Origin of the sequence: Microcoleus sp. SVA1B4 (genome assembly GCF_036700545.1) — a bacterium.
Classification (GTDB): Bacteria; Cyanobacteriota; Cyanobacteriia; order Cyanobacteriales; family Microcoleaceae; genus Microcoleus.
Window position 1 is genome coordinate 84,829 of record NZ_JAUBPB010000012.1, and the last position, 25,190, is coordinate 110,018.

At 46.0% G+C, this 25,190-nt stretch carries 20 protein-coding genes; 8 read left to right on the top strand and 12 right to left on the bottom strand.

Translation table 11 applies throughout. The features are described 5' to 3' along the window. Positions 1-86 precede the first annotated feature (86 nt). On the top strand, positions 87-1,691 hold the full coding sequence (locus QT987_RS08585; RefSeq protein WP_333238994.1) for a HoxN/HupN/NixA family nickel/cobalt transporter: 1,605 nt from the start codon (positions 87-89) through the stop codon (positions 1,689-1,691). 116 nt (positions 1,692-1,807) lie between these two features. Here QT987_RS08585 and QT987_RS08590 read toward each other — a convergent pair whose 3' ends face one another. Next, positions 1,808-2,248 carry a DUF6918 family protein gene (locus QT987_RS08590; RefSeq protein ID WP_333238996.1) on the bottom strand — a complete coding sequence of 147 codons (441 nt, stop codon included), beginning with the start codon at positions 2,246-2,248 and terminating at the stop codon, positions 1,808-1,810. A gap of 373 nt (positions 2,249-2,621) precedes the next feature. Next, positions 2,622-2,804 carry a hypothetical protein gene (locus QT987_RS08595; RefSeq protein WP_333238998.1) on the bottom strand — a complete coding sequence of 61 codons (183 nt, stop codon included), beginning with the start codon at positions 2,802-2,804 and terminating at the stop codon, positions 2,622-2,624. A 372-nt stretch (positions 2,805-3,176) separates the two neighbouring features. Here QT987_RS08595 and QT987_RS08600 point away from each other — a divergent pair, with 372 nt between their 5' ends. From QT987_RS08600 to QT987_RS08610, 3 genes are all read left to right on the top strand, one after another. Next, complete coding sequence (locus tag QT987_RS08600) at positions 3,177-4,796, top strand: Ycf66 family protein (protein ID WP_333239000.1); 1,620 nt, start codon at positions 3,177-3,179, stop codon at positions 4,794-4,796. A 228-nt stretch (positions 4,797-5,024) separates the two neighbouring features. Continuing rightward, positions 5,025-6,491 (top strand): cobyric acid synthase CobQ, encoded by a 1,467-nt coding sequence (cobQ, locus tag QT987_RS08605; RefSeq protein ID WP_333239002.1) that lies wholly within the window; start codon positions 5,025-5,027, stop codon positions 6,489-6,491. A 75-nt stretch (positions 6,492-6,566) separates the two neighbouring features. Next, positions 6,567-6,803 (top strand): 2Fe-2S iron-sulfur cluster binding domain-containing protein, encoded by a 237-nt coding sequence (locus QT987_RS08610; protein ID WP_333239004.1) that lies wholly within the window; start codon positions 6,567-6,569, stop codon positions 6,801-6,803. Between the two features lie 79 nt (positions 6,804-6,882). Here the strand turns inward: QT987_RS08610 and QT987_RS08615 are convergent, their stop codons facing one another. The 3 genes from QT987_RS08615 to QT987_RS08625 are packed head-to-tail and all read right to left on the bottom strand — an operon-like array spanning position 6,883 to position 8,640. Then, a complete protein-coding gene (locus tag QT987_RS08615; RefSeq protein ID WP_333239006.1) occupies positions 6,883-8,223 on the bottom strand; it encodes a hypothetical protein in 1,341 nt (446 codons plus the stop codon). 28 nt (positions 8,224-8,251) lie between these two features. Beyond that, entirely contained in the window at positions 8,252-8,467 is a 216-nt protein-coding gene (locus tag QT987_RS08620; protein WP_333239008.1) for a hypothetical protein, read from the bottom strand. A 44-nt stretch (positions 8,468-8,511) separates the two neighbouring features. Then, complete coding sequence (locus tag QT987_RS08625; protein WP_333239009.1) at positions 8,512-8,640, bottom strand: hypothetical protein; 129 nt, start codon at positions 8,638-8,640, stop codon at positions 8,512-8,514. 335 nt (positions 8,641-8,975) lie between these two features. Between QT987_RS08625 and QT987_RS08630 the strand changes: the two genes are divergently transcribed. Further along, complete coding sequence (locus QT987_RS08630) at positions 8,976-12,041, top strand: tetratricopeptide repeat protein (RefSeq protein WP_333239011.1); 3,066 nt, start codon at positions 8,976-8,978, stop codon at positions 12,039-12,041. A gap of 258 nt (positions 12,042-12,299) precedes the next feature. On the opposite strand, the gene tnpA is transcribed toward QT987_RS08630, so the two are convergent. After that, positions 12,300-12,743: an IS200/IS605 family transposase gene (gene tnpA / locus QT987_RS08635; RefSeq protein WP_333239013.1), complete on the bottom strand. Its 444-nt coding sequence runs from the start codon at positions 12,741-12,743 to the stop codon at positions 12,300-12,302. Positions 12,744-13,222: 479 nt separating this feature from the next. Here tnpA and QT987_RS08640 point away from each other — a divergent pair, with 479 nt between their 5' ends. Next, on the top strand, positions 13,223-14,677 hold the full coding sequence (locus QT987_RS08640) for a hypothetical protein (RefSeq protein ID WP_333239015.1): 1,455 nt from the start codon (positions 13,223-13,225) through the stop codon (positions 14,675-14,677). Positions 14,678-14,780: 103 nt separating this feature from the next. On the opposite strand, the gene QT987_RS08645 is transcribed toward QT987_RS08640, so the two are convergent. The 5 genes from QT987_RS08645 to QT987_RS08665 all read right to left on the bottom strand — a co-directional run bounded on the left by QT987_RS08645 (position 14,781) and on the right by QT987_RS08665 (position 21,481). Further along, entirely contained in the window at positions 14,781-15,560 is a 780-nt protein-coding gene (locus QT987_RS08645; RefSeq protein ID WP_333239017.1) for a photosystem II S4 domain protein, read from the bottom strand. Between the two features lie 238 nt (positions 15,561-15,798). Beyond that, positions 15,799-16,623 carry an SWIM zinc finger family protein gene (locus QT987_RS08650; RefSeq protein ID WP_333239019.1) on the bottom strand — a complete coding sequence of 275 codons (825 nt, stop codon included), beginning with the start codon at positions 16,621-16,623 and terminating at the stop codon, positions 15,799-15,801. Positions 16,624-16,638: 15 nt separating this feature from the next. Then, positions 16,639-19,917: a DEAD/DEAH box helicase gene (locus QT987_RS08655; protein WP_333239021.1), complete on the bottom strand. Its 3,279-nt coding sequence runs from the start codon at positions 19,915-19,917 to the stop codon at positions 16,639-16,641. A gap of 392 nt (positions 19,918-20,309) precedes the next feature. Continuing rightward, positions 20,310-20,900 (bottom strand): Uma2 family endonuclease, encoded by a 591-nt coding sequence (locus QT987_RS08660; protein WP_333206265.1) that lies wholly within the window; start codon positions 20,898-20,900, stop codon positions 20,310-20,312. A 74-nt stretch (positions 20,901-20,974) separates the two neighbouring features. Next, on the bottom strand, positions 20,975-21,481 hold the full coding sequence (locus QT987_RS08665) for a hypothetical protein (protein WP_333239023.1): 507 nt from the start codon (positions 21,479-21,481) through the stop codon (positions 20,975-20,977). 289 nt (positions 21,482-21,770) lie between these two features. Between QT987_RS08665 and serA the strand changes: the two genes are divergently transcribed. Together serA and prmA are read left to right on the top strand one after the other, a co-directional pair. Beyond that, the gene (serA, locus tag QT987_RS08670) at positions 21,771-23,354 is read left to right on the top strand and encodes a phosphoglycerate dehydrogenase (RefSeq protein WP_333239025.1); all 1,584 of its coding nucleotides are present in this window, start codon (positions 21,771-21,773) and stop codon (positions 23,352-23,354) included. Between the two features lie 184 nt (positions 23,355-23,538). Then, positions 23,539-24,429, top strand: a complete 891-nt coding sequence (prmA, locus tag QT987_RS08675) for a 50S ribosomal protein L11 methyltransferase (protein WP_333057863.1) — start codon at positions 23,539-23,541, stop codon at positions 24,427-24,429. A 54-nt stretch (positions 24,430-24,483) separates the two neighbouring features. Here prmA and QT987_RS08680 read toward each other — a convergent pair whose 3' ends face one another. Beyond that, a complete protein-coding gene (locus QT987_RS08680) occupies positions 24,484-25,077 on the bottom strand; it encodes a hypothetical protein (protein ID WP_333239027.1) in 594 nt (197 codons plus the stop codon). Between the last annotated feature and the right edge of the window lie 113 nt (positions 25,078-25,190).

Below are 25,190 nucleotides of genomic sequence, written 5' to 3' on the forward strand. Positions count from 1 at the left end.
TGTGAGACTCACGAAAAGAGCGATCGCCTAAAAAATCCCAACACACACAAACTACTTACCAAAAAACTTACAAAAAAAAGGAATTTATGCTGTACAAAATGAACCGACTTTCCCAATTATTTATCCTATTTTTTCTGACACTTTCCTTGTTACTAACAACCTCAACCCGACCAGTTTACTCACACTGGGCAGACTTATCCGTAGCAGAAATAGTAGTCAACGATTTGCAAACCGAAATAACATTAACTTTCCCAACCGGCTTAACAAACTTCGCCGACGACAATCGAGACAGCCAGCTACAACCTGCTGAAGTTCGCAGCCACCAAACACAGCTAGAAAAGTTTTTTAGCCAACAAATCCGCCTCACAAACAGTAGCAACATTCAAGGCTCCGTAGCAGTAAAACCGCTAGAAATAGCAGCTAAAACCCCCAGCTTACTACAGCAGCCCAATACCCACAGCACCTTAATTTTAGACTACACCTGGCCCGCACCTTCTCAAGATAAAACGCCCGGTTTACCTCATGCAATTTCCATCTCCAAACCTAATTTTCGGATTAATTACAATCTGTTTTTGCCCGGAGTTCCGACAGCTAGCTGTCAAGCTACGATTGTGCAAGCAGGGGCTGTAAAAAGCTTTGTGTTTACGCCGCAAAACCGGGATTTTTTGTTAGGTGAAAATGAATCAATCTGGGATTCAGGTTGGAGTTTGCTGCTAGCAATAGCGGGAGCATTTGCTTGGGGATGCGTGCACGCGATGTCGCCCGGACACGGAAAAACCATAGTCGGCGCTTATTTAGTGGGTTCGCGGGCTACTCCGATACACGCTTTATTTCTAGCTGCGACGACTACAATTACTCACACTGCAGGCGTGTTTGCTGTGGGCGGAATTACTTTGTTTGCTTCTAACTTAATTGACCCAGAAAAATTAGATCCTTGGCTGAGTTTAATCTCAGGTTTATTAGTAGCTTTCATCGGGCTAAATTTACTCTTAGAAAAAATCAAGACTAGGTTATACCATTTATCTAAAATCGTGCAACACTCTTCGACCCCCCCTAGCCCCCCCTTGCAAAGGGGGGGAACAAGAATACTGTTGCATTCTTTTTTAAAATTGGTATTAGTTGTGAAAACTGAATTCATCAAAAAAATTAAGACTAAAAGTTTTAATAAAAACTGGTTTTTAAGGACGGAACTCCTTAATATAAACCGTGAGGAACCAGTAAACCTTTTAAATAGAGGAAGTTGGGAGAGAGAATTTACACCTGTAAAACCCGATATATCTCACCACTACCACCATCACGGAGACGGCCGGATTCATTCGCATTTGCCTCCCGGTGCTGACGGTGATCCTATTACTTGGAAAAGCTTATTGGCGTTGGGAATTTCCGGCGGTTTGTTGCCTTGTCCTTCCGCTTTGGTGATGCTGTTGAGTGCGTCGGCTTTGGGCAATGTTGGTTTGGGAATGACGCTAGTGGTAGCGTTTAGTTTGGGATTGGCTTTAGTGCTGAGTGCGATCGGATTAATCTTAGTTTATGCCAAACGGAATTTTGATAAACTGCCCAAACAGATAACAGCAGTCAAATTTCTGCCTGCGATTAGTGCGATGTTTGTAATGTTTTTGGGGTTGGGAATTACCGGACAGGCGATGTTGAAAATATTGGCTGCAAATCAATGGGTAATTGGCAATGGATAAGCATAAAATTATGACTCTCCCTCCTAACTACAAACTTACGAATAAGTCGGATTTTAGATACCCGATTTCTTGAAGAAGCCGGGTATCTGGGTATTTTGTTTTTAGCCGTTGCTCACTTATCCGGCCGCACTATGTTTATTAATAATTTCGGCTAAATCGGGTACTCCCTTTTCCACGTAATTCTTGGCTGAGGGGCGGAGTTTGGCATAGGCGCCTTTAACCATCGATCTTGTGCTTTTCTCGACCCTTTTGTCGCTGATTTGGAGCAATTCGTCTGCTACTTCACCTTTTCTTTGGGCTAGATATTCTACTGGGTTGCCATTGTTTACCCCTTCAGCCCACATCGGATCGAGTGCGATCGAGATTTCTGGCAGAAGTTGATCGACGACTTGGGCGCAATAGTCAGCCCGTATCCCCTTGACAGTAGAGTAGGCAGCTTTCAGAGCCAAACCACCCAATCCGGAGGCTGCTGCAACTTGTTGGTCTATCAACTTTACACAGTCATCAACAAAAGTTTCTCTGTGGTTTTCATTCAAGAGAATATCGCTAAGTCCCATTTTCGCTTTCCTTGATTTAATAGTCAATGTGCTTATTAGCTTTAAGCTCAATCTGACATCATATATCTATTTTGAGCCTTTACTCAAGGTTTCCCAAGTTTTTTAAGGTTTGAATGTCTCTATAAGACAGCCTGATGTTGAGATTTGTTTAGTATTTTAGGGGAATTAATGTTTTATCTACTACTAATTATTGGCCTACGGTTTGTAGTAAGGGCTTTAGTCCTTATTAGGTGATATTAATGAGGACTAAAGCCCTGACTACAAACTGATGAGTTGTGAACAGTCACATAGAAAAGAGGACAGCTCGAAAAAAATATTAGAAAGGCTCTGCCTAAGTCCGATCGCACTTGCACGTATGATCTGGCACGTATCATTAGGATTGGACATTCGGCTTGATGCCTGCAGGTACTGAAACGATGGGAAGTTTCAGGGTTTGAGCCGGACGATCGCTCGATCGCAATACCAAATTTTTCGGTAATTTCGCGGAAGTGCTTAGTCCGGGAAATATTTGAAGCGATAAGGTTAAGCCGGCCGCTAATAATAATTTTTCTAACATGGCACTTTCTCCCATACATATGCCCTAGGGCATAATTCCTCTTACACCTACAACATATAAACATCCTCAGTCGCTTGGTGCGATCGCATGGGCATAGTCTAAGTGACATATATCACCACGGAGAAGGGGGTGATGGGGATAGGGGGTGTGAGCCTAGGGGGTAATGGGCATTAGGGATGTGGGGGAGAGTGGGAAATCTTGACTCGCACTTCTGGCGTCAACATCCGTTGAACGTGTTAAATCCCTTACACTGCTTCCCTGCCAAACTTCCCTAAAAATCAAGAATTGTCCTAGAGAAAGAAGCCGTTGAGTCTCTCTCAAAGGTAGAATTAGCGCGTAGAAGTTATTTGACACAGCGGAGGTACCGACAAGATGCTTGCATACATTCTGGCGTTAGCGGTCGGTCTAGGCAGCTTCAGTATTTACATGGCGGCCTTCTTTTTTCCAGAAGTGCACCGCAAAAGTGATTTTACCTGGAGCGGGGTAGGGCTTTTTTATGCGTTAATTTTATGGGCTTGTGCGGGACGAATTACTGGTGCTCTCCTGCTTGGTCAAATGGCGGGCGTGGCGATGTTGGGCTGGTTTGCCTGGGAAACTCTGACTTTGCGCCGGCAGGTGACGCCGATTGCTGAGCAAACGCCGATTCCTCAGTCGGCGAAGTTGGCTGCAGCAGGCGTGCCGTTTACTGGCTTGTTTGCCAAGAAAAAAGAACCCGCAGCAGCGGCGAAAAAACCTAAGTTTGTTCGATCGCCCAAACCGAAAACTGATGTGGTTCCAGCACCCACTGTGGATAAGGGCGAGGTAAAGCTAGAGGAACAGCCGGCGATTTCCCCCATAGCTGAAAGTATTGCTGAAAATGCGATCGCACTTTCGGCCGAAAGTGCGATCGCCCCTGACTTGAAAATTCCCGACTCAAAACCACCTGCAATTGCAGAAATACCAGTGTTTTCAGTCGAAACTCCTGCTGCTGAGACTTCACCAACCCCAGCAGAATTAGCCAGCAGTTTCACTCCTCTACCTCTACCTCTAGAAATTTCAGAAATTGCCGTTGCGCCAAGTGTGGAGCCAGCAGAGGCTCAGCCAGAGCCTCCACAGCAGCCAGAAGTCGATGATTTTGACGAGGAAACAGAATGGAGGACAGCCGTTAAAGAGTCGCAGGCGGCAGCGGCAGCGGCGGCCCCAACGGCGGCCCCAACTCCTCCTACTCCTCCTAAACCAGCTAAAAAATCCGGCGGTTTCGGTAGTCTGTTTGACAACATCAAAAATAGTCTCGGCGGTATGTTGGGACGGGGTGCGGGTAAAAACAAATCTGATGCAACTCCGCAGACGCCAAAACCTTCAGTGACTCCAGAATCGATCGCACCTGAATCTCAAATAACGGCAACTCCAGCATCGGGTATTGACCAAATTCTCGAATCCGAATTAGCCCAGGCGGCTGCGGAAGTGGCAGCCGAAACCAGCAACACTGCTGTGGAAACAAGCCTTGGAGTGCCGTTTCCCAACGATGTTGAAGCAATGGCCGAGTTGATGGCTACAGAAACCGCGAGTTCTGACAAAATAGGGGACGGGACGATCGAAGATCGATCGTCCGCTGACACCCAGACACCTCTGGCTGCGGTTGGTGAACCGGAAGCAGCAGCCCCTGCTTTATCTCTGGAAACCCAGACACCGCTGGCTGCTGTTGGTGAACCGGAAGCAGCAGGCGTACCGGAAGCAGAAGCCCCTGCTGTATCTCTGGAAATGACTGTGGTGGAAATGGCAGCGCCTGTAGAGATAGAAATACCGGGAGAACCTGGGTTGAGCGTGCAGGTGGAAACGGTTTCAGTATCAGTGATCTCGATCGAATCCACAGATAAAACACCATCTTCTGAGGGAGAACAAACTGAATTGATTCGCCCGAATCCCCCCGATCCGAATCTAGTCGAAACTGCTAAACCGACTACTGAATCCAAGTCTGAGAATGTATCCGGCGAAGATAAGCCATCATCTTGAGCCAAAAAGCAAAAGGTAGAAACCAGAATTTTTTTTGATTCTGCCTTCTGCCTTCTGCCTTCTGCCTTCTGCCTTCTTACTTTTTACTTTTTACTTTTTACTTTTTACTTTTTACTTCTTCCTTCTTCCTTCTTCCTGACATCCGTTACATCCGTTATATCCGTTACATCCGTTACATCCGTTACAGAATCCGTTGCCGAACTTCCTTCTTCCTTCTCTTTTAATATTATGAAAGCAATTATGGTCGTGGGAACAACATCTCACGCAGGGAAATCTTTACTGGTTGCAGCTTTGTGTCGAATCTTTTCTCGGCGAGGCTGGCGGGTAACTCCGTTTAAAGGTCAGAATATGGCACTGAATTCCTATGTCACAGCGGCCGGCGGAGAGATTGGTTACGCTCAAGCAGTGCAAGCTTGGGCTGCGGGCGTCGCACCTTGGGTAGAAATGAATCCGATTTTGCTCAAGCCACAAGGAGACATGACTTCTCAATTGATTGTCAAGGGCAGGGCGATCGCCAATGTGCGAGCATCTCAATATTACGAGCAGTATTTCGATATCGGCTGGCAAGCTATTCGGGACTCTTTAGAATTTCTCAAGCAAGAATTTGACATGATTGTGTGTGAGGGAGCAGGCAGCCCTGCTGAGATTAATCTCAAACACCGCGATTTAACAAATATGCGGGTAGCTAAATATTTAAAGGCTCGGACTTTGCTAGTAGTTGATATCGATCGCGGCGGTGCTTTTGCTCACATCATCGGTACTTTGGAATTGCTCGATCCCGACGAACGAGCTTTAATTAAAGGATTCATTATTAATAAGTTCCGAGGGCAAAAATCGATCTTAGATCCGGGCCTGACTTGGCTAGAAGAAAGGACGGGAATCCCGGTAGTTGGGGTGATTCCTTGGATAGACGAAGTGTTTCCCTCAGAAGATTCTCTCGATTTGCTCGATCGACGTTCTCCCAATTCTCAAACCGACATAAATATTTCCGTCATCCGCCTGCCCCGAATTTCCAATTTTACCGACTTTGACCCCCTAGAGTCGGAAACTTCCGTCACCGTTAAATATGTCAGCCCAAAAGACCAGTTAGGCCATCCAGACGCCGTAATTTTACCAGGCTCTAAAACTACAATTTCCGATTTGCACGTGCTGCGCCAAACAGGTATGGCAAAAGCTATTCAAAATTATTTAGTAGCTGGCGGTACAGTCATGGGAGTTTGTGGCGGCTTTCAGATGTTGGGAGAAAGTATCACAGATAAAGAAGGCGTTGAGGGAGAAAAGGGAGAATTTCCAGGATTGGGATTGCTGCCTTTGAAAACTACGATGGCACCGAACAAAATTGCCCGCCAACGAATCGTAACATCTAACTATCCTCAACCGGGTTTACCAGTTTCCGGTTACGAAATTCATCAAGGAAAAACGCAAATCCTAGAGTCAGATTTGACTCAAGCGCTATTTGACGATGCTAGTTTAGGAATTGTCAACACTTCTCAATCAATTTGGGGTACATACTTGCACGGCATCTTTGACAACGGAGCTTGGCGGCGAGCTTGGTTAAATCACTTGCGGCAGCAGCGGGGACTCCGCGCATTGCCTACTGGTATTCCTAATTACAGAGAACACCGAGAAACTCTGTTAGACTCTCTAGCAGATACCGTGGAAAAGCATTTAGATATCAAGCATATTTTAGGTTAATTAGTTGACTGTTGACTGTTGACTGTTGACTGTTGACTGTTGATTATTGTTTATTAGAGTTGAGGTTCAAATTCAATGACAAAAGTTTGTTTTTTACCAGATAACGTGACAGTTGAAGCTGAACCGGGAGAGCTTTTATTAGATGTAGCCAAACGTGCAGGGGTTTCTATTCCTACTGGCTGTCTCATGGGTTCTTGTCACGCTTGCGAAGTAGAAATTGATGGCGGAGATACGATTTGTGCTTGTATTTCCGGCATCCCTTCGGGGAAAAAGCAAGTGACAATTAATCTGTATGTTGACCCGAATTGGTAATTTGTTAGTTGACGGTTGACGGTTGACGGTTGACGGTTGACGGTTGACTGACAACTGACAACTGACAACTGACAACTGACTAATTCTTTTGCCATTCTTGCTGTTTCTTGCGAGCAGATTGCAGCCATTTTTGGGATTCGGGATAAACCGTTGTGCCTGGTTTGACGGATTCTAATTGATTGATAATTTCTTGCAAGTGGCCGAGGGCGTAACCGGGATTTTGACGGGGAGAATTTACATTATTTTGCAAGGAAGCAAACAAGCTCTTAGCCTGGTTCAAAGCTTCCACTGACTCTCTCTCTGCTGTCAGTCGAATCTTTGTAGTGCCTAAATTATTTTGATATTCAGCTAGTTTTGTTTGAGCATCAAGATAGCCCGGATTATCAAATGTAATTTGGCTGAGTCTCTCAATGGCAGCTTGCCACAAATCTGCTATTTTTTGCCAACTTTCTGCTGAATGAGGCGGTTTCTGGGATGCTACAGCGGCAGTTAAGGCAAATTCTTTTGCTGCTTCGATTAAGTTGTCCGCACGCACCGATCCGGTGGCTACACCGCCCATTGCTTTAAAATCTCTCTCTGCTGCTTGGAGTTTCTGCTGAGCCGTTTCTCCCGCGAGGGTGTCGGCGGGAATTTGATTGAGTTGGTCGATCGCACTTTGCCAATTTACCGTTGCTTTTTGTCTATCCGCAGCCGTTTTTGCTTCCTGATACTGCTGTTTCGCCGCCTTTAGCGTTTGTTCGACTTGATTTAACTGAGTAAAAGCATTTTTTTGCTGGAAAATCTGAGCCTCCATTCGCCCGACATTTTTGCGGGCGGCTTGAAATTCATCGACTGTAAACCGCCAACGGCAGCCGAAAAAATTGCAGTAAGTTTGTGGATAGTAACCTAAAAACCAAACCGGCAAGGCGTCGAGGTGTTTTTGAGCCTCTTTTGCTTTTATTTCGCCCAAGTCAAAATCAGCGACAGCCGTGGCTTTATTGATTAGTTGATCGGATTGTTCCACAAGGGCGATCGCCTGCCGGTAATTGTGATCCATACTCATAAAACTCGGCAGCAATAATATCGGCATTGTTTTCGCCACGGGCAAGCGAATCATCGGAAAAGGCAGGTTAATCAGCCAAACTATCCCTGCTGCACTTCCCAGCAAACTCCCAGCAAAGATGATTTTACCGAACAATCCGGGCGGGCGGTTGGCTTTGACGGCAGCTTTGAGAGCTTGTTCGCTGAAGTTGGGAAATTCGTCTTTGAAGGTATCGCGGATTTCTTCTTTTGAGGCGAAAGTGCCGTTTTGCGATCGTAACTTCTCCAACCGCTTGATTACCATCCGTCGGTAGACATCACCGCCTAGACTATCAGCCGCCGCGCACTTGTCAACTTCGGCCCGCAAAATTTCAAAAGCTCGATCGGTAAGACGCGCCATAAAAATCACCTATAGCCTTTTTATTATTTTACAGGTGGTCGGTTACGATTTGATAATGCTTTTCCTCAAAATCTTCAATGAGTTTGACTAAGAGTTCTAGCAGATTATCTTCTTCTGGAGTGAGATTTTTGCGGGAGAGCAAGCTTTCAACGATTTCTAAAAATCTCTCGTTTTCATGTTCGTTTTTGATAATCCGAGGTTGATATTGAGATAGCAAGCTGCTGTACTTGTCTGAGTCAAACATTTAGCATCGTTCAGATGTTTTCCAGATATCTAATTTTATCAAATTTAAGCTCGATCGCCCCTCACCCAAATTTTACCAAAAGGTCGATCGTACATTCGGGCCGCCAAAATCCCCGCCGCCACAATCCCCACGCTATCCCACAAGTCCGCCGGGGGTTGAAACCCCCGTCTCATAGCGAAAGTCCTCTAAAAGAGGACTGAAAAGCAAATTAAATAAACAATCGAGTATTTGTCACCATAATCGATTATTTATCACCATTCTTCAGTCGGTTTCAACCGACTTTAGCTATGAGACAGGGGTTTCAACCCCTGGCGGAATCGCGGACAAACAAACTAGCCCAAAGAAACCGGGTTTCTCGCAGTTTTTAGGCGGTGTATCGATATTCTCGAAAAAAACCCGGTTTCTAGCCACCCCTGCGTAGAAAAAAACTGGGCATGGCCAGCCACAAACGGATGTGTTTAACCGATAATAAATTAATGGATCGAGCAATCCCAAATCCTAAATCGCCATGAACTCAGAAAGCCAAGCAGACAGACTATTAGAACAAGGAAATCAGCAGTTTAATATCAGTCAATTGCGAGAAGCTTTGCAGTCTTGGGAACAGGCATTAACTATCTATCGGCAAATCGGATCTCGCAAAGGAGAATCTGCTTCCCTCGGCAATTTGGGCTTAGCTTACAAATCCCTAGGGCAATACCACAGGGCGATCGCATTTTACCAACAGTCTTTAGTGATTGAACGGGAAATCGGAGATCGTCAAGGAGAAGCTGGTTCCCTCGGCCGTTTGGGCAACGCTTACCTTTTCCTAGGGCAATATCAGCAGGCGATCGCATTTCACCAACAGTCTTTAGTGATTAGACGGGAAATCGGATATCGGCAAGGACAAGCAGCTTCCCTTGGCGATTTGGGCGTAGTTTACTATTCCCTAGGGCAATACCAAAGCGCGATCGCATTTCACGAACAGCATTTAGAGATTTCACGGGAAATCGGAGATCGTCAAGGAGAAGCTAATTCCCTGGGCAATTTGGGCAATGCTTACGATTCCCTAGGGCAATACCAGAAGGCGATCGCATTTCACGAACAGCATTTAGAGATTTCACGGGAAATCGGATCTCGGCAAGGAGAAGCTAATTCCCTGGGCAATTTGGGTTTAGCTTACTATTCACTAGGACAATTCCACAGGGCGATCAAATTTAACCAACAGTCTTTAGTGATTGAACGGGAAATCGGATCTCGCCAAGGAGAAGCTAATTCCCTTTGCAATTTGGGCAATGCTTACCTTTCACTAGGACAATACCACCGCGCGATCGAGTTTTACCAGCACTATTTGGAGATTTCACGGGAAATCGAATCTCGGCAAGGAGAAGCTTCTTCCCTCTGCTGTTTGGGTTTAGCTTACTATTCCCTAGGGCAATACCGCCAGGCGATCAACTTTCACGAACAGTCTTTAGTGATCGATCAGGAAATCGGAAATCGAACAGGAGAAGGTGGTTCCCTTTGCAATTTGGGCAATGCTTACCTTTCTCTAGGAGAATATCACAGGGCGATCGAGTTTTACCAACAGTCTTTAGTGATTGTACGGGAAATAAAACACCGTCGATGGGAAGCCAATTCCCTCGGCAATTTGGGTTCAGCTTACAATTCACTAGGACAATACTACAGGGCGATTGAGTTTCACGAACTGTCTTTAGTGATTAAACGGGAAATAGGCGATCTCATAGGAGAGTCTATTGCTCTGAAAAATTTAGGCGTAACTTTCCTCAACACAAACCAACTCGCCGAAGCAGAAGCAAAACTCCGTGCCTCGATCCAAATTAGCGAAAATATACGCTCTGAATTAGTCAATGATGACCATAAATTATCAATTTTTGAAACTCAGATAAAAACCTATCGCTTGCTGCAAAAAGTCCTAGTTGCCCAAACTAGATTTGATGAAGCCTTAGAAATATCTGAAATGTCCCGCACCCGTGCCTTCGTCGAGTTATTGCAACAAACCCTATTAACAAATTATGTCCCAGCCAATGACCAAACAAATAGATTATCAATTACCAAAATCCAACAAATCGCCCGCGAGCGAAACTCCACAATAGTTGAATATTCGATTATTGGCTCAAAGACCATTTACATCTGGGTAATCCAACCAAACGGCAACATCACCCATCGCCCCGCCAACCTCGAACCCCTCAACCAACAAAACCAAACCCTCAAACAAATCATCCTCAAAGCCCGCGTCTCCATCGGCACCGTAGAAACCGACGACGAAGGCAACAAAATTCAGCTAGAATCCCAGTACAATCGAGACGAAACAGGCCGCTTTCCCCTACTGCAACTCCTCCATCAAATCCTGATCGAACCCATCATCGACTTGCTGCCCGTTGATGCCAATTCCCCCATCATCTTCGTCCCCCACTACGACTTATTTTTAGTTCCCTTCGCCGCCTTGCAAGATAGCAACAACCGCTACCTAATCGAAAATCATACCATCCTCACCAGCCCATCTATCCAAGTATTAGAAATTACCCGCGAACATCAAAACCGAGTGCGAGGATTGAGACAAGCCTCCCTAATTGTCGGCGATCCAACTATCGCCGCCAAATTCAAAGAAAAGCCCTACGAACTCAAACAAATCCCCAGGGCCAAAGAAGCCGGCGAAGCCATCGCCGCAACTTTAGGAACCCAAGCAATTAGCGGAGACAATGCCACAAAAGTCGCCATTTTAGACAGGATGCTAAACACGCGCATCGTCCATTTATCCGCCCACGGACTCCTCGACGATTTCCAAGGTTCCGGCATCCCCGGCGCGATTATTTTAGCACCATCAGGAGACAGCGACGACGGCTCACTTAACGCCGCAGAAATCCTGCAATTAAAACTCGATTCCGAACTCGTAGTATTAAGCGCGTGCAGCACCGGGCGCGGTAGAATCACCGGAGATGGAGTCATCGGATTGTCGCGCTGCTTCATCCTCGCCGGAGTCCCCAGCATCATCGTTTCCCTGTGGAATATGGGAGTGATTTCCGCTAAATTACTAATGACTGAATTCTACGAAAATTTAGCACATGGCGACAATCGAGCAGCGGCCTTGCGGTGTGCTATGCTAACCACAAAAGCTCGATTTCCGAGTCCCATAGCTTGGGCTGCATTCACCTTAATTGGCGAAACCGAAACTTTACCGCTATCAACTAAAAAAACAGATTTAAGGAGATTAGTCATGTCACTTCCCGATGATGCGAAACCCGAAGAAATTGTGGCTGCTTTCAGTAAGTTATTGAAAATATCGGAACCGCAATTTGTCGCAGAATTATCCGCGATTGATGTTGGTGCGATGGATAATGTGAATGTTATCGCTCAAAGAATCAAGGAATGGTGTGACACTAGACCTCAAATTGAGGAGAATTTAGAAAACGAAATTTATCATTCGGGTGCGGGCGGGACTGATAGCGATGCGCCGGAGGAAGTCGTCAGGGAGTTTTGCGAAACGCTGAAGGAAAATCAGATTCGACTGGGTTTGTCTGTGTCATCTGTGGATGTGGTTGAAACTGATACTTTGGGCACAGAATCGACCGCTGAGTGATTGATTTATTTCGCGATTTTTGAGATTCCCGGCGATTGTTTAGACCCCGGCGATTGGAAATCGCGGCTACACAAACGATGTCCGCCTCCGCGGACGAAGAGGGTATTGGGAGATGAAAAATCATTGTGTAGAATCTTCAACCCGCGAAGGCGGGTTTTGTTTGTGTAGACGCGGTTTCAACCGCCGGGTGGATGGGGGGAAATCATCGATTGGAATCTTCAACCCGCGTCGGCGGGTTTTGTTTGTGTAGCCGCGGTTTCAACCGCCGGGTGGATGGGAAATCATCGGGTGATTGGAAACCCATTCCCATTCAGGAATCATTGATTTTTGACGGTGGTGAACAGCTTGATTTCTGATATAGTTAGCTACAGTGTCGATCGCATCACGGCTAACCGTAAAGGCCCCATAGCTACCTTGCCATTTAAAAAAAACACCAGGTTTAAGTTCGTGAGTTACCAAATGAGAAGAACTGCCCTTAACTTCCTTAATAATTTCAGCTATTGTCAAAGTTGACGGAAAACCAAGTAGCAAGTGTACATGATCTTCTATACCACCAACAGCAATCACAGTACATTTTAAGTTGTTACATTTTCCAATAATAGCTGCATAGATCCCTTCCTGAATATCGGGAGTAATCAAAGGCAATCTATCCCAGGTTGCCCAAACATAGTGTACATACAACTGCGTGAAATTATCTCTCATTTTTCATACAATATATGAAATTTATCTTCAACCCGCATACCCCATGAAAAATTACCGATTGAAATCTTCAACCCGCGGAGGCGGGTTTTGTCTGTGTAGCCGCGGTTTCAACCGCCGGGTGATTGAAAATTACTTCAACCCGCGGAGGCGGGTTTTGTCTGTGTAGCCGCGGTTTCAACCGCCGGGTGATTGAAAACCGCCGGGATTGATTTATCCAGCGATGATATCCCAATAATTATATCCCCAATTGAGGAATCGGGCGATTGTCATAGCGGCAATTAGACCCCAGCGATTAGGCCCCCGGCGATTGGAAATCGCGGCTACACAAACGATGTCCGCCTCCGCGGACGAAGAGGGTATTGGGAGATTAGGAATCCGGCGATTAGGCCCCTGGCGATTGGAAATCGCGTCTACACAAACAATGTCCGCCTCCGCGGACTAAGATTGAATTAAGATCATGTCTCATCCCGGATTCGATTATGCAGGAACCACCACAAATTAAAAATCCCAGCATTACCCTCTTTCCTTTCCACCTGCGGGATGATAGCGACGAAGGCTACGGGAAAGTAGCCAGAAATGCTCAATCCCTGTGGGAAAATCTAGCAGATAATGTCGGCAAAGAATTTAACATCAACAAACTAAAATCCCTCAGAGACAAGCTAATTTGCTACAAAAACGGGCTGTATTATCCCGACGGCGAACGGGAAAAACTGACTAACGGCAAATTGCTGATTCCCGATGGAAAAACTCTGAAATTTGAGCAAATTACTCAGCCCGATGGCCATAAACTTGATGGTTCTATCTATGCCCTGCGAATTCACGACACTTACACCGCAGACTTGACATTTTACTATCAAAATGACACAATAAAAGTAGCGCACTTAACTCGATTAAATCCCCAAGGTTGCTTGTTGCCAAATGCAATTCAACCGTCTCTGGGACAAACGTTATTATTATACGCCGAACCAGCAGTTTATGATACTTACCGGAAATTAGCTGACGAATCGGTTAAAGCTTTTGTACAAGATAAACAGCCAGCATCAGTAGAGTTTCGCGCGGAAGGAAAGTTATTCGGTAGTCCGATTTTTGAGTATGACAGCCGCGAAGATGATGCGCGTCAGCGGTGTCACTTTCTAGTATGGTTGCAAGAGAATTCCCAAACTTTGAAATTCGCAACCCCGACGTTTAACTCTTACTTGATGAATCTGCTGTGTTCTCGCGCTAAAATCGTATTTGTGTATCGCGAAGCTAGGAAAAAGTATCGCCAAGCACAGCAAATAGTCAGCGAGTTAGAAAAGAAGCTGCCCGAATTCAGTGTAATAGAAAGCGAACAAGATAGACAAGTTAAGTTGCTGAAGTTAAAGCAATTGCTGGCTGAAGTCCGAACCAAAATGTTTGATTGTGCTCAGCAAGTGCGGTATTTGCAAGAAGACAGAAATACCATTGATACTAATGCTGAAAATTATAGTGAAACCTTGACCAAAATTACAAGTTTGTGCATCCCTGGCGACAATCTGGATTTCTTGCAGAAGTTTCTAGATTTGGCTGAGAATAAATATCAGCGGCAAATTGAAATCGATTTAAACTACCTGATTGCCAGTCAAGATTTGTTCCAGCAGTCGATATCCACTGTGCGCGGGATGGTAGAAATCGAACAGGTGGAATTGGACAGGGAACAGGAAGACGGGGAGAAAAAGCGCGATCGCCAACTTGAGAATATCATCTTTTTTGTCGGAACTGCGATCGGCGGCGGACAAATCTTTTCCGCCGCCTATCCTCTAATCAAGGATCAACCGATTCAATGGCAACCCGATTTTTCTCTACCGCTGCATCCCTTTTTTGCGACAATTATCTGGAGTCTGCTGTTTGGCTTACTATTTGGCTTGTTAATGCTGGGCATCGCCGTGTGGGTAAGGAAAACTTTTCCCCGATAATTTGGGTTTAGGACTTAGGCATAAAACCAAAGAAACCGGGTTTTTCGGAGTTTTTGGGCTGTGTAACAATATTATCGAAAAAAACCCGGTTTCTGGCCCTAAATTACAAATACCGAGTTAACTGGACTCGATAGCGTTCCTTCTTAGTAACAGCAACTTCCCCAATTTCCAATCTTCCCTTGCCCGTAACAGCAATTAAATCTCCAGACTTGACATTATAACTAGCTTGAGTAACGTCTTTCCAGTTAACTCGCACGTCACCGCTGCCAATTAAATCGGCCATTTTGCTGCGAGACATTGCGAATCCAGCCGAGGCTACAGCATCCAATCTCATGGATGCTTCAACGGTTGTCATTTCTTTCTTTTTGGGTTCTCTAATTTTGAGTTCGCTCAACTCAATGCGCGTAGTTTTCACAGGAACCGATCGCACTTGCTGCAAACTCATCTCCAAATACTCTACCATCTCCGGCATGACAATGGCTTGCGCGCCGCGTTCTCCCAAAACAATCACATCGCCAGTTTTCTCGCGGACAATTCCCGTACCCAACATCGCCCCCAAAAAGTCGCGGTGAGAAGCTGTATCGAACAAGAAATTGCCAGCAATCTCCACCGCAGCAACGTTAACGCTAGCAGAGTCGATCGGGATATCCGATCGCGCGATCGCAATTCTTTGTCTTTCAGCTTGCGGGTAGCCGCCCCAAGCCACTAATTCCACGTCTGTTAAGCGCTTAAATACCGTCAGAGTGTCCGCCAATTCTGGAGGCGACAGAAAATCAGTCAGAGTAACTTCCCAAGTTTTAATTGCTTGTTCCGCTTGGTCGATCGCCCGCGCCACACAGTCGCGGTTTTCGATGCCTTTTAACAGTTCTTCTCTTTGTAACATCAGTCAATTTTAGATTCTAATTTGAAATTGCCAAACCTTGCTGTAACTAAAAAGTCTACTTTTTTAACAGTCGCACTAATTTAATTATAGTCTAAAATCATCAAATAACGAGCGTATGATTTTGGTTGCTGGTAAAGCTGATATGATGAGCACGATTATTGTACCAAATCTATGAAGTCTTCGAGTTAAAGTTTTTGCAAGAGCTCGATCGAGTATGGCAGCAAAATTGTCCACCCAACTACTTATTCTTCTTCACCCGCAAATACAGTTCTTCCATCGCCTCAATAAACGAACCATCCTTGTGCCAAAACTGTGGAAAATCTCCCTGTTTCTTAACCACGATCGCACTTACACCACTCTGCGCTGCCACCTCAATTGTCTGCGGTAATCGCTTTGCACCATGCCAAAACTCTTTCAGGCTGACCGTTTGCGCCTCACTGGCGATCGCCTGCGTGTAATAGGAATCCACCGCCACAGGGGCCGCTGCATCCGCCGTTAACTCGGCAGAAAGCGCCAAGCCCAAAGGCGTTTTTGCTAATTCCCGGTGCAGCACTTCCTTAGAAAGCCCCCGTAATTCAAACAGTAAAAATGGATCTTTGTCCAATTCTGCCGCCACCAAATAATAAACTCCGGCAATATGTTTGCAGGGATTGCTATAGTCTGGGCAAGAGCAAGTAGTCTTAAAGTCCTCGCGGCTGCTGGGTAAAAGGTGCAATCCGAGGGGTGAGAAAGCCTTTTCAATATTGTCGGGCATTTCGTTGAGCAGCAGCCGGGAAATGAAGCTGGCTTTTGATGCCATTTGGGCGATCGCCATTTGCCACTTTGCCTGACTAATCGGCTCAAACTCAATTTGAGTTGTGTACAGAGGCTCCTTATAAACCCCAAAATAAGGATTAACCGAGCCTCTCACCTTTGCCATCACTAAGCCATCATTAATCTTAAAGCTTTTTACCTTGTCATTCCGCGCATAGGAACGTCCCCGTCCGAGTCGCCCAGAATCTGTAAATCTTTCTAACGCATCGATAAATTTATTGCCCCACCAAGTCCGAGTAAATTGTGACATATTTTTTGGTTTCTCCTAATCTAAAACTGCATTTTTATTGAGCCTAATTAACTTCTTAAATGCCTCATTATCCAACTCAGTCAACCACGATTCATCAGCACCAATAATTGACCCTGCCAATTTCTTTTTGTCCTCAATCATTTGGTCAATCTTTTCTTCCAAAGTGCCAATAGCCACAAACTTATGCACAAACACATTTTTTTCCTGTCCGATCCGAAACGCCCGATCCGTTGCCTGATCTTCCACCGCCGGATTCCACCAGCGATCGAAATGGAACACGTGATTGGCTTTTGTCAGCGTAATTCCCACGCCGCCCGCCTTCAGTGACAGAATAAATACCGAAGGTTCAGACTCTGGATCTTGAAATTCTGAAATCATCCGTTCCCGTTTTTCGCGACTGGTTCCCCCGTGGATGTAGTAAGTGTTGTAATGTAGCGTTTGTTTAATGTATTTTTCCAACGCGCTTCCCAGTTCTGTAAACTGCGTAAATACCAATAAACTTTCGCCTTCTGCTTTGACTTCCTCAATCATCTCGATCAGCCGTTCCAGTTTGTGCGATCGCTCTGGTGTAAACTCACTTTCATCTTGCAAAAACTGGCGCGGATGGTTACAAATTTGCTTCAGCTTCAGCAGTGTCGCCAAAATCATCCCCTTGCGCTTCATCCCTTCCGTCTCGTCAATTTCTTGTTCTACCTCTTTCACAATCGCTTCATAAAGCGAAGCTTGCTCGCGGGTGAGATTGCAGTATAGCTTTTGCTCAACTTTATCGGGGAGATCCTGAATAATCGACTTATCGGTTTTCAGACGCCGGAGAATAAAGGGTTCCACTAATTTTTTGAGCGCTGCCGATTGCGTGCGACTCCCATTTTTTTGAATCGGGATTTCAAACAACTTCCGAAACTGCGCCTCTTTGCCCAGATAGCCCGGATTGAGGAAATTAAAAATTGACCATAGATCCAGCAATCGATTTTCCACGGGTGTTCCAGTCAATGCTAGTCGATGGGTAGCGGGTAACTTTAAAATCGCCTTGGTTTGCGCCGCTTTCGGATTTTTAATATTCTGCGCTTCATCAATTACCACGCGATGCCACGCTACGCTGCTCAACAGTTTCTCGTCTTTTCGCACCAAGGTAAAGGAAGTAATTAACATATCACAATCTTGGACGGCGGCTTTGAATGCTTTGGCATCTTGCAAACGTTGAGGGCCGTGGTGAATCAGCGATCGCAATTCTGGAGCAAATTTTTCCATTTCCTTTTGCCAGTTACCAACTACGGAAGTGGGCGCAATTAGCAGCGTGGGTAGAACCGAAGGTGCGATCGCTTTTTCCGTCTCTTTTGTAGTAGATAAAACTTCCCGCTCTTGCAATAATCGAGCAATTACCTGCGCCGATTTACCCAAACCCATATCATCGGCAAGACAGCCATTTAATCCCAAACTTTCCAAATAACTCAACCAAGAAACGCCGCGCTTTTGGTAATCCCGTAACTTGCCCTGAAACATTACTGGATCTGTAATTAATTCGAGCCGACTCTTATCGTGCAGCTTCTCCAACATATCCGATAACGCCCGATCGCGCTCCACCTCTAACTCTTCACTAGCTTCTCCTTCTGCCGTCAACTTCATAAAGTCAATCAGGCTTAAATCGGGGTTTTCTTCGCGATGTTTTTGCCAAAAACTCAGCATCTCCTGCATTTTATCTTTGTCCAGTTCCATCCATTGTCCTCGGAACTGTACCAGCGGTGTTTTACTATTAACTAACGCCTGCCATTCTTGTTCGCTAACTCGTTCACCCCCGATCGCCAATTCATACTGATATTCCACCAAAGAATCCGCCGAAAACAATCCTTTGCCCTTGATTGCAGCACTCTTGCTGCCCTTCCCTTTGACTTGCAGGCGAATCTTCGCCCGCTGTCGTCCCTTCGGCGTCCACCAAGCGGGGACAATCACTTTGTATCCGGCATCTTCTAATACCCAAGCGGACTCGCTCAGAAAGGTGAAAGCATCATCTAAGCTGAGGGTAATGTTAACTGGTTTGTCGGTTTCTAGCCCTTGCCAAAGTTGGGGATAAATGCGGGCAGCGTAGCCGAGATTTGTCAGCAAATGTTGCTCAAAGTTGTCTCCGAATTGTGTTTGCAACTGTTTTTGTTGAGTCGATCGCGATCGCCAATAATCCTGCAACGGCATCCGCAGAGATGGGTCTTTTTTCGCAGCCACCTGAAACTCTAAAACCCAAGGTTGTTCGGGGTTTTCGGGGGATTGTAGTTGAAAGCAAAGGGAGAATGAGTCAGCAGATTGATTGCGCGTAATGCGATCGCGCCAGGTTTGCCATTGCCGATATTGCTCAAGGCTTACTCGCGCGATTTTTCGTGTTTGGTTGAGGCAGATTTGGAGTAAAGAATCCGCAATCTTATTTTCAAACGATGCTGGGATGGGGGTTTGAGTGACAATTTCCGCGATCGCACACTCGGAAAAATGCCGCAGCAACCGTTCGCGATCGTAGAACTTTGGTGTATCTTGTAGCTGGATCTTCCGAAAACCGGACACACAAACTAAAGGCATCCATTCAACATAGCGTTGTAAATCAGTTTCGTACTGTGTTGAAACAATTTCCCATCCCGGATAAATTTCAAAGCTGGGTGCAATTTTGGCAGGTGTTTTTGGAGTTTTTGCAGTTGTTTTGGTTTTTGTCTCGCCCGCTTTCTTACGCCCGCGCGTGGCTTTCTCAGCGGGTTCGGATGTTTCGATGGGTGCGATCGCGATCGGAGCAGTTTCTCGATAGCGCAACGCCGGAATATAATGATCTTTCAGAACAATTTGCTTAAAAATTTGGGTGTAGTGATACCAAAATAGCAAGTCTGAACCAAACTGAACTTCTGCTAAATCGTAGAGGGCAAAAAAATGCAGATCGTTCAATACTTTAGTCAAAGTGTGGGTGGCGATGCACACACAATCAACTTCCCAATACTCCAACTCAAATGTTTCGGGTAACTCTGTCTCTAAATATCGCGCTAACTCTAAAGATGGTAACGGCTGGTTGTCTGCAGTTGGCAGTAAAAAATACCGAGGGACGATCGCGTATTCTCGCCCCATCGCACTTGTATTGCTGATTGCTGACAGTTGAATCCCGGCTTCTTTCGTTAGAAACTCTCTTAACTGTGCCGTCTTCAATTGTCGGGGATGAACCTTAGCAGGCTGTTTTTTCTTTTCAGTGGTTTCAACCCAAATATAAAACGTTCCAGGTTGAATAAAATTCTCTTCTGCTTGAGGAATCCAAGTCCCGTGGAGGATTTTCATAGGTTATACCAAACGCAACCTTTGGCAGCCTATCATATCATGAATGAGTGGGAAAAGATAAGAAGGCGGTTGAAACCGCTGCTATACAAACGATGTCCGCATCCGCAGACTAAAGAGAATAACGTAATTTTACCGCGCTATATTTAACCCGCGTCGGCGGGTTTTGCTTGTGTAGACGCGGTTTCAACCGCCGAGTCCTCTTTAACCACCCTCTGCGGGTTTGGACTTGATAGATGCAGTTTCAACCGCCGAGTCTTATTAGACCTCTTGCAAAAAATCCTTTTCATCAATTGATAGGACGGGCAATATGCCCATCCCACAAGAAAAAATAAATTTTGTGGGATGGGCATCTTGCCCGTCCTAATTATTTTTGCAAGAGGTCTATTACAAATTTAGAAAATATCAGTTAAATCCAACACAAAACCGGGTAGTACATCTTCACCGGACAGAGTTGCAGGCGAGTCTAAAATTTCCACATCTGAACCTTGACGGGAGATTTCTACTTTTCTATTTTTGCGATCGAGCAACCATCCCAACCTTGCTCCATTTTTCACATATACTTTCATTTTAGCCCGCAATTTTTCTAGCGAGTCAGTAGTCGAACGCAATTCCACCACAAAATCGGGACAAATCGGCGCAAATTTCTTTTTTTCTTCAGCAGTTAAAGCATCCCACCTGTCGCGCCGAATCCAAGCAGCATCGGGAGAAATATCTGTACCGTCGGGCAGTTTAAATCCAGTGGAAGAATCAAAAGCAATTCCCAAATGCTTATTTTGTCTGCTCCAAGATTGAAGTTGGTACGATAAGTCAATGTTGAAATTACCAGTCTCGCTACCCGTAGGTGGCATAATAATCAATCCTCCACTAGCAGTGCGCTCAAATCTCAAATCCCGGTTGTCAATACACAACTGAAAAAACTGCTCGTCTGTTAATTCGAGGGTTAATTCTAGGGGAGAATCTAGGGGGATAGTTTGTGATTCCATAACTGCCTCCAAATATTACACGAGTTGAATGTCAACAGTCAACAGTCAACAGTCAACTGTTAACAAACAAATAACTAAGTCTCTGTATAACCTTGGATATTTTCCGGTTTAAACTGCTGCAAAATCTTCGCAGCTTTCCCAGTCAAATCATCAGTACCCTTAACCGCAATCAAAAATTTACCGGCATTCAAACGGTTGCGGTAGGGCAAAGCATCGCCACTACCAAAAGCCATACCGCCCGCGCCTCCAACAAACACACTGCCCATCGCAGCGGCGATCGCACCTAGCACTCCACCGATCGCGTGATCGCCAATTTCCCCCGCCCAGGCAAAAGTCTTCAACTGAGTAATCAAGCTGAAAGTAACCCCAGCAATAAAGCCAAAGGGAATCAGCCAAATAGCCATGAGTTTAGCTTGTTTCTTCGCTTGCTGGTTCGGGTCGATCAAGCCAAATTCATCAGCAGTTTTGTAGCCGCGGCCCAAAATACTCACTTGCTTCATAGGCAAGCCTTCTTTCTCCAGAGCACAGTAGGCAGCTTCGGCTTGCATTCGATCGGGCAGTACGGCGATAAGATAATTCATTAGAAAACAATTCCTGATAGTTAGGCTGAAATAGCCAAAGTCTATTATAGACCGAAAAGACATACTAGCTAAGCACTTGCGGGATTTTGAGACGGTCAGAGAGTCCGATCGCCCGCAAAGCTAAAATATTTCATGCAAAAAACGGCCGACCTTGACCGAATACAGATACAATTCAAACTGCACAAAGGCAAGCTTGAGCTGAGCTGTTAGATACTGCTCTAAGTGTAAGTCTCAACTTTGAGCTCGCCAACGCTCGGTCTATTTTTACTATTGCACTCAATTGCTTGCTATGCCTAAAGTTCTAGTATCCGATCCGATCGACCAAGCCGGAATTGACATCCTCTCCCAAGTCGCGCAAGTTGACGTAAACACAGGACTCTCAGCCGAACAACTGGTAAAAATTATTCCAGATTACGACGCTTTGATGATCCGTTCTGGCACCCAAGTTACCAAAGAAATCATAGAAGCCGGGAATTCACTTAAAATTATCGGCAGAGCCGGCGTCGGCGTAGATAATGTCGATGTACCCGCCGCTACCCGCAAAGGAATTGTAGTCGTCAATTCCCCCGAAGGCAACACGATCGCCGCCGCCGAACACGCGCTGGCCATGATGCTCTCGATGTCTCGCCACATCCCGGAAGCTAACGAATCCGTCAAAGGTGGTAAATGGGAACGCAACCGCTTTCTGGGCGTAGAAGTTTACAAAAAAACCCTCGGCATCGTCGGTTTGGGCAAAATCGGCTCCCACCTCGCCGCCGCAGCCAAAGCAATGGGCATGAAACTGCTGGCCTACGATCCCTTCATTTCGACCGAAAGAGCCGACCAGTTGGGCTGCCGCTTGGTAGAACTCGAACTGCTGATGCGCGAATCCGACTACATCACCCTGCACATCCCCAAAACGCCGGAAACCCTGCACTTAATTAACGCTGAAGTGCTCTCGAAAATGAAGCCTACGGCCCGCATCATAAACTGCGCCAGAGGCGGCATCATCGACGAAGCAGCCCTCGCAGAAGCCATCAAATCAGGTCAGATCGCCGGCGCAGCTTTGGACGTTTACGAACATGAACCCCTCGAAGCTGATTCCCCGTTGCGGACTGTCGGCCAGAACATCGTGCTGACGCCCCACTTGGGAGCATCCACAGCGGAAGCTCAGGTGAATGTGGCGATCGACGTGGCTGAACAAATTCGCGACGTGCTGTTGGGATTGCCCGCGCGATCGGCTGTTAACATACCAGGAATTTACCCAGACTCGATCGAAAAACTCAAACCCTACCTGCAACTCGCCGAAACCCTAGGCAACCTCGTCAGCCAGCTAGCCGGAGGCCGAGTCGATTACCTCAACGTTCAACTGCAAGGCGAATTGGCCAGCAACCAAAGCCAGCCCGTAGTCGTGGCCGCCCTCAAAGGCCTGCTATCCCAAGCCCTGCGAGAGCGCGTTAACTACGTCAACGCCAGCATTGAAGCCAAAGAACGCGGAATTCGCGTCGTCGAAACCAGAGACGCCTCAATTCGCGACTACACCGGCTCCCTGCACCTCTCGGCCAAGGGAACCCTCGGCGAACACACCGTGACAGGTGCAGTGCTCGGCGAAAGCGAAATTCGGATTACCAGTGTTGACGATTTCCCGGTCAACGTTTCCCCCACTCACCATATGCTGTTTACCTTGCACCGCGATATGCCGGGGATTATTGGCAAAATTGGTTCCCAATTGGGCAGTTTTAATGTCAATATTGCCAGTATGCAAGTAGGCCGTAAAATCGTGCGAGGCGATGCGGTGATGGTTTTGAGCCTCGATGACCCTCTACCAGAAGGGATACTGGCCGAGATCCTAAAAGTTCCGGGAATTCGGGATGCTTACACGGTAAATCTTTGACGGATTTTGGAGTTTAGATTTTGGATGCCAGGGCTGATAATTGGTAATGGGTAATTGGTCATTGGTCATTGGCCTGAAAGCGGGAATTTTTCTATTAGCCAATCCTCCTTCCTCACTCCCCAGTTCCCAGTCTCCAGTTCCCCTGGGCAAATCTAAAATCTAAAATCTAAAATCTAAAATCGTTATGGCACATAGCTGGTGGGAAATTAGAATTCTTTGCGATCCGGCGCTGGAAGATATCATCTTTTGGCGTCTGGAACGGTTTAACTGTAGGGGAACTGCTACTGAGATCAAAAGCAATTCCTGCCTGATGTCGGCTTATTTGCCCGAAGAACAGGCAGGATTGCTGGATTTGGCCGCTCTGTCTCTGTGGCTGCGCCAAGATGCTCTGTGTGCAGGTTTGCCCCTACCTGCGATGCAGTGGGATTTGATTGAAGACGAAGACTGGGGCAGCACTTGGAAGGAGCACTGGCAGCCTCAAGAAGTGGGCGATCGCTTTTTAATTAACCCGGCCTGGCTGCCCTTACCGACTGATACCGATCGCGTTATTTTGCGTTTAGATCCGGGTGTGGCTTTCGGTACGGGTGCTCACGCTACTACTCAACTTTGTCTGGAGTCGCTGGAAATGCGTCTCGGTTTTGATGACAAAGAGTGCATCGTTGCTGATATCGGCTGCGGATCGGGTATTTTGTCGATCGGTGCGGTGTTGTTGGGCGCTACAAAAGTTTATGCTTTGGATACAGATCCTTTGGCAGTGCGATCGACCATTAGCAACAGACTACTCAACCGCGTTAATTCTCAGCAGTTGGTTGCAGAGCTCGGCAGTATCGATCGTTTGAAAGAAATGGTCGATGAGCCGATCGACGGTTTGATCTGCAACATTTTAGCAGAAGTAATCATTGATTTAATCCCGCAGTTCACTGCAATTAGCAAACCAACTACTTGGGCCGTGCTTAGCGGCATTTTGCTCGAACAAGCTAAGCCAATTGCTGACACTCTCGAACAGCATGGCTGGATTGTCGCTACTCTGTGGAAGCGCCAAGATTGGTGTTGTTTTAATATTCGGCGTAGTTAACAATATGGTAATTGCTAATTCCTAATTGCTAATTGGTAATTTTAAATTCATGTTTCATCTTTGGGAAGTGAATTTAAATAAATGTCGCACCTGAAAATAAACCGCGCCAGCCCAGTAAAAAGCATTCACCAAAATCAACAATACTTTACCAGCATAAGAATTAACAAAACCAAAAACCCGGAAAGTTGACAGCAGCACTAACAACATTTCAACTAGAGAAACAATTGACCCGTAGTGCTTCCTATCCCAATAAGAAAACGGACTGATAAAACGGTAATTGCTGAACGGAAAAAAGTGTCTGTGAGCGTCGTCATTGTGGACAGGCAAATCTCCCAGAGAGTGTAGTATCATGCTGATAAACAAAATTTGCACACTTTGCCAGCCAAAGTAATAAGCAATTAGCCAACCAATAACCGCAAGGGGAATTGAATGAAACAGAGCCACAATATCTTGCACAAAAGGCTCATAATATGCTTTTGACCAGATTGTAGCTTCGGGCAAGCGAGCAATGTATTTCGCCCAAAAGTAAAATAAAAATATCGGAATATCCGGCAAAATTCCGCCGATCGCAATAATGAGATTAGCTTGCGGCAGTTGCGGTTTGCCGAGAATTGCCAGATTGATAATAGCGTGGCTGGGAGTCTTCATCAGTAGGGTGCGTCAACTAGGATTATCTTATTCATAATGAATCAGATATTAGACATCTCCCATAATTGTTGTGGAACAGGCATCCTGCCTGTTCTTGAATATCTTTTTGGGAG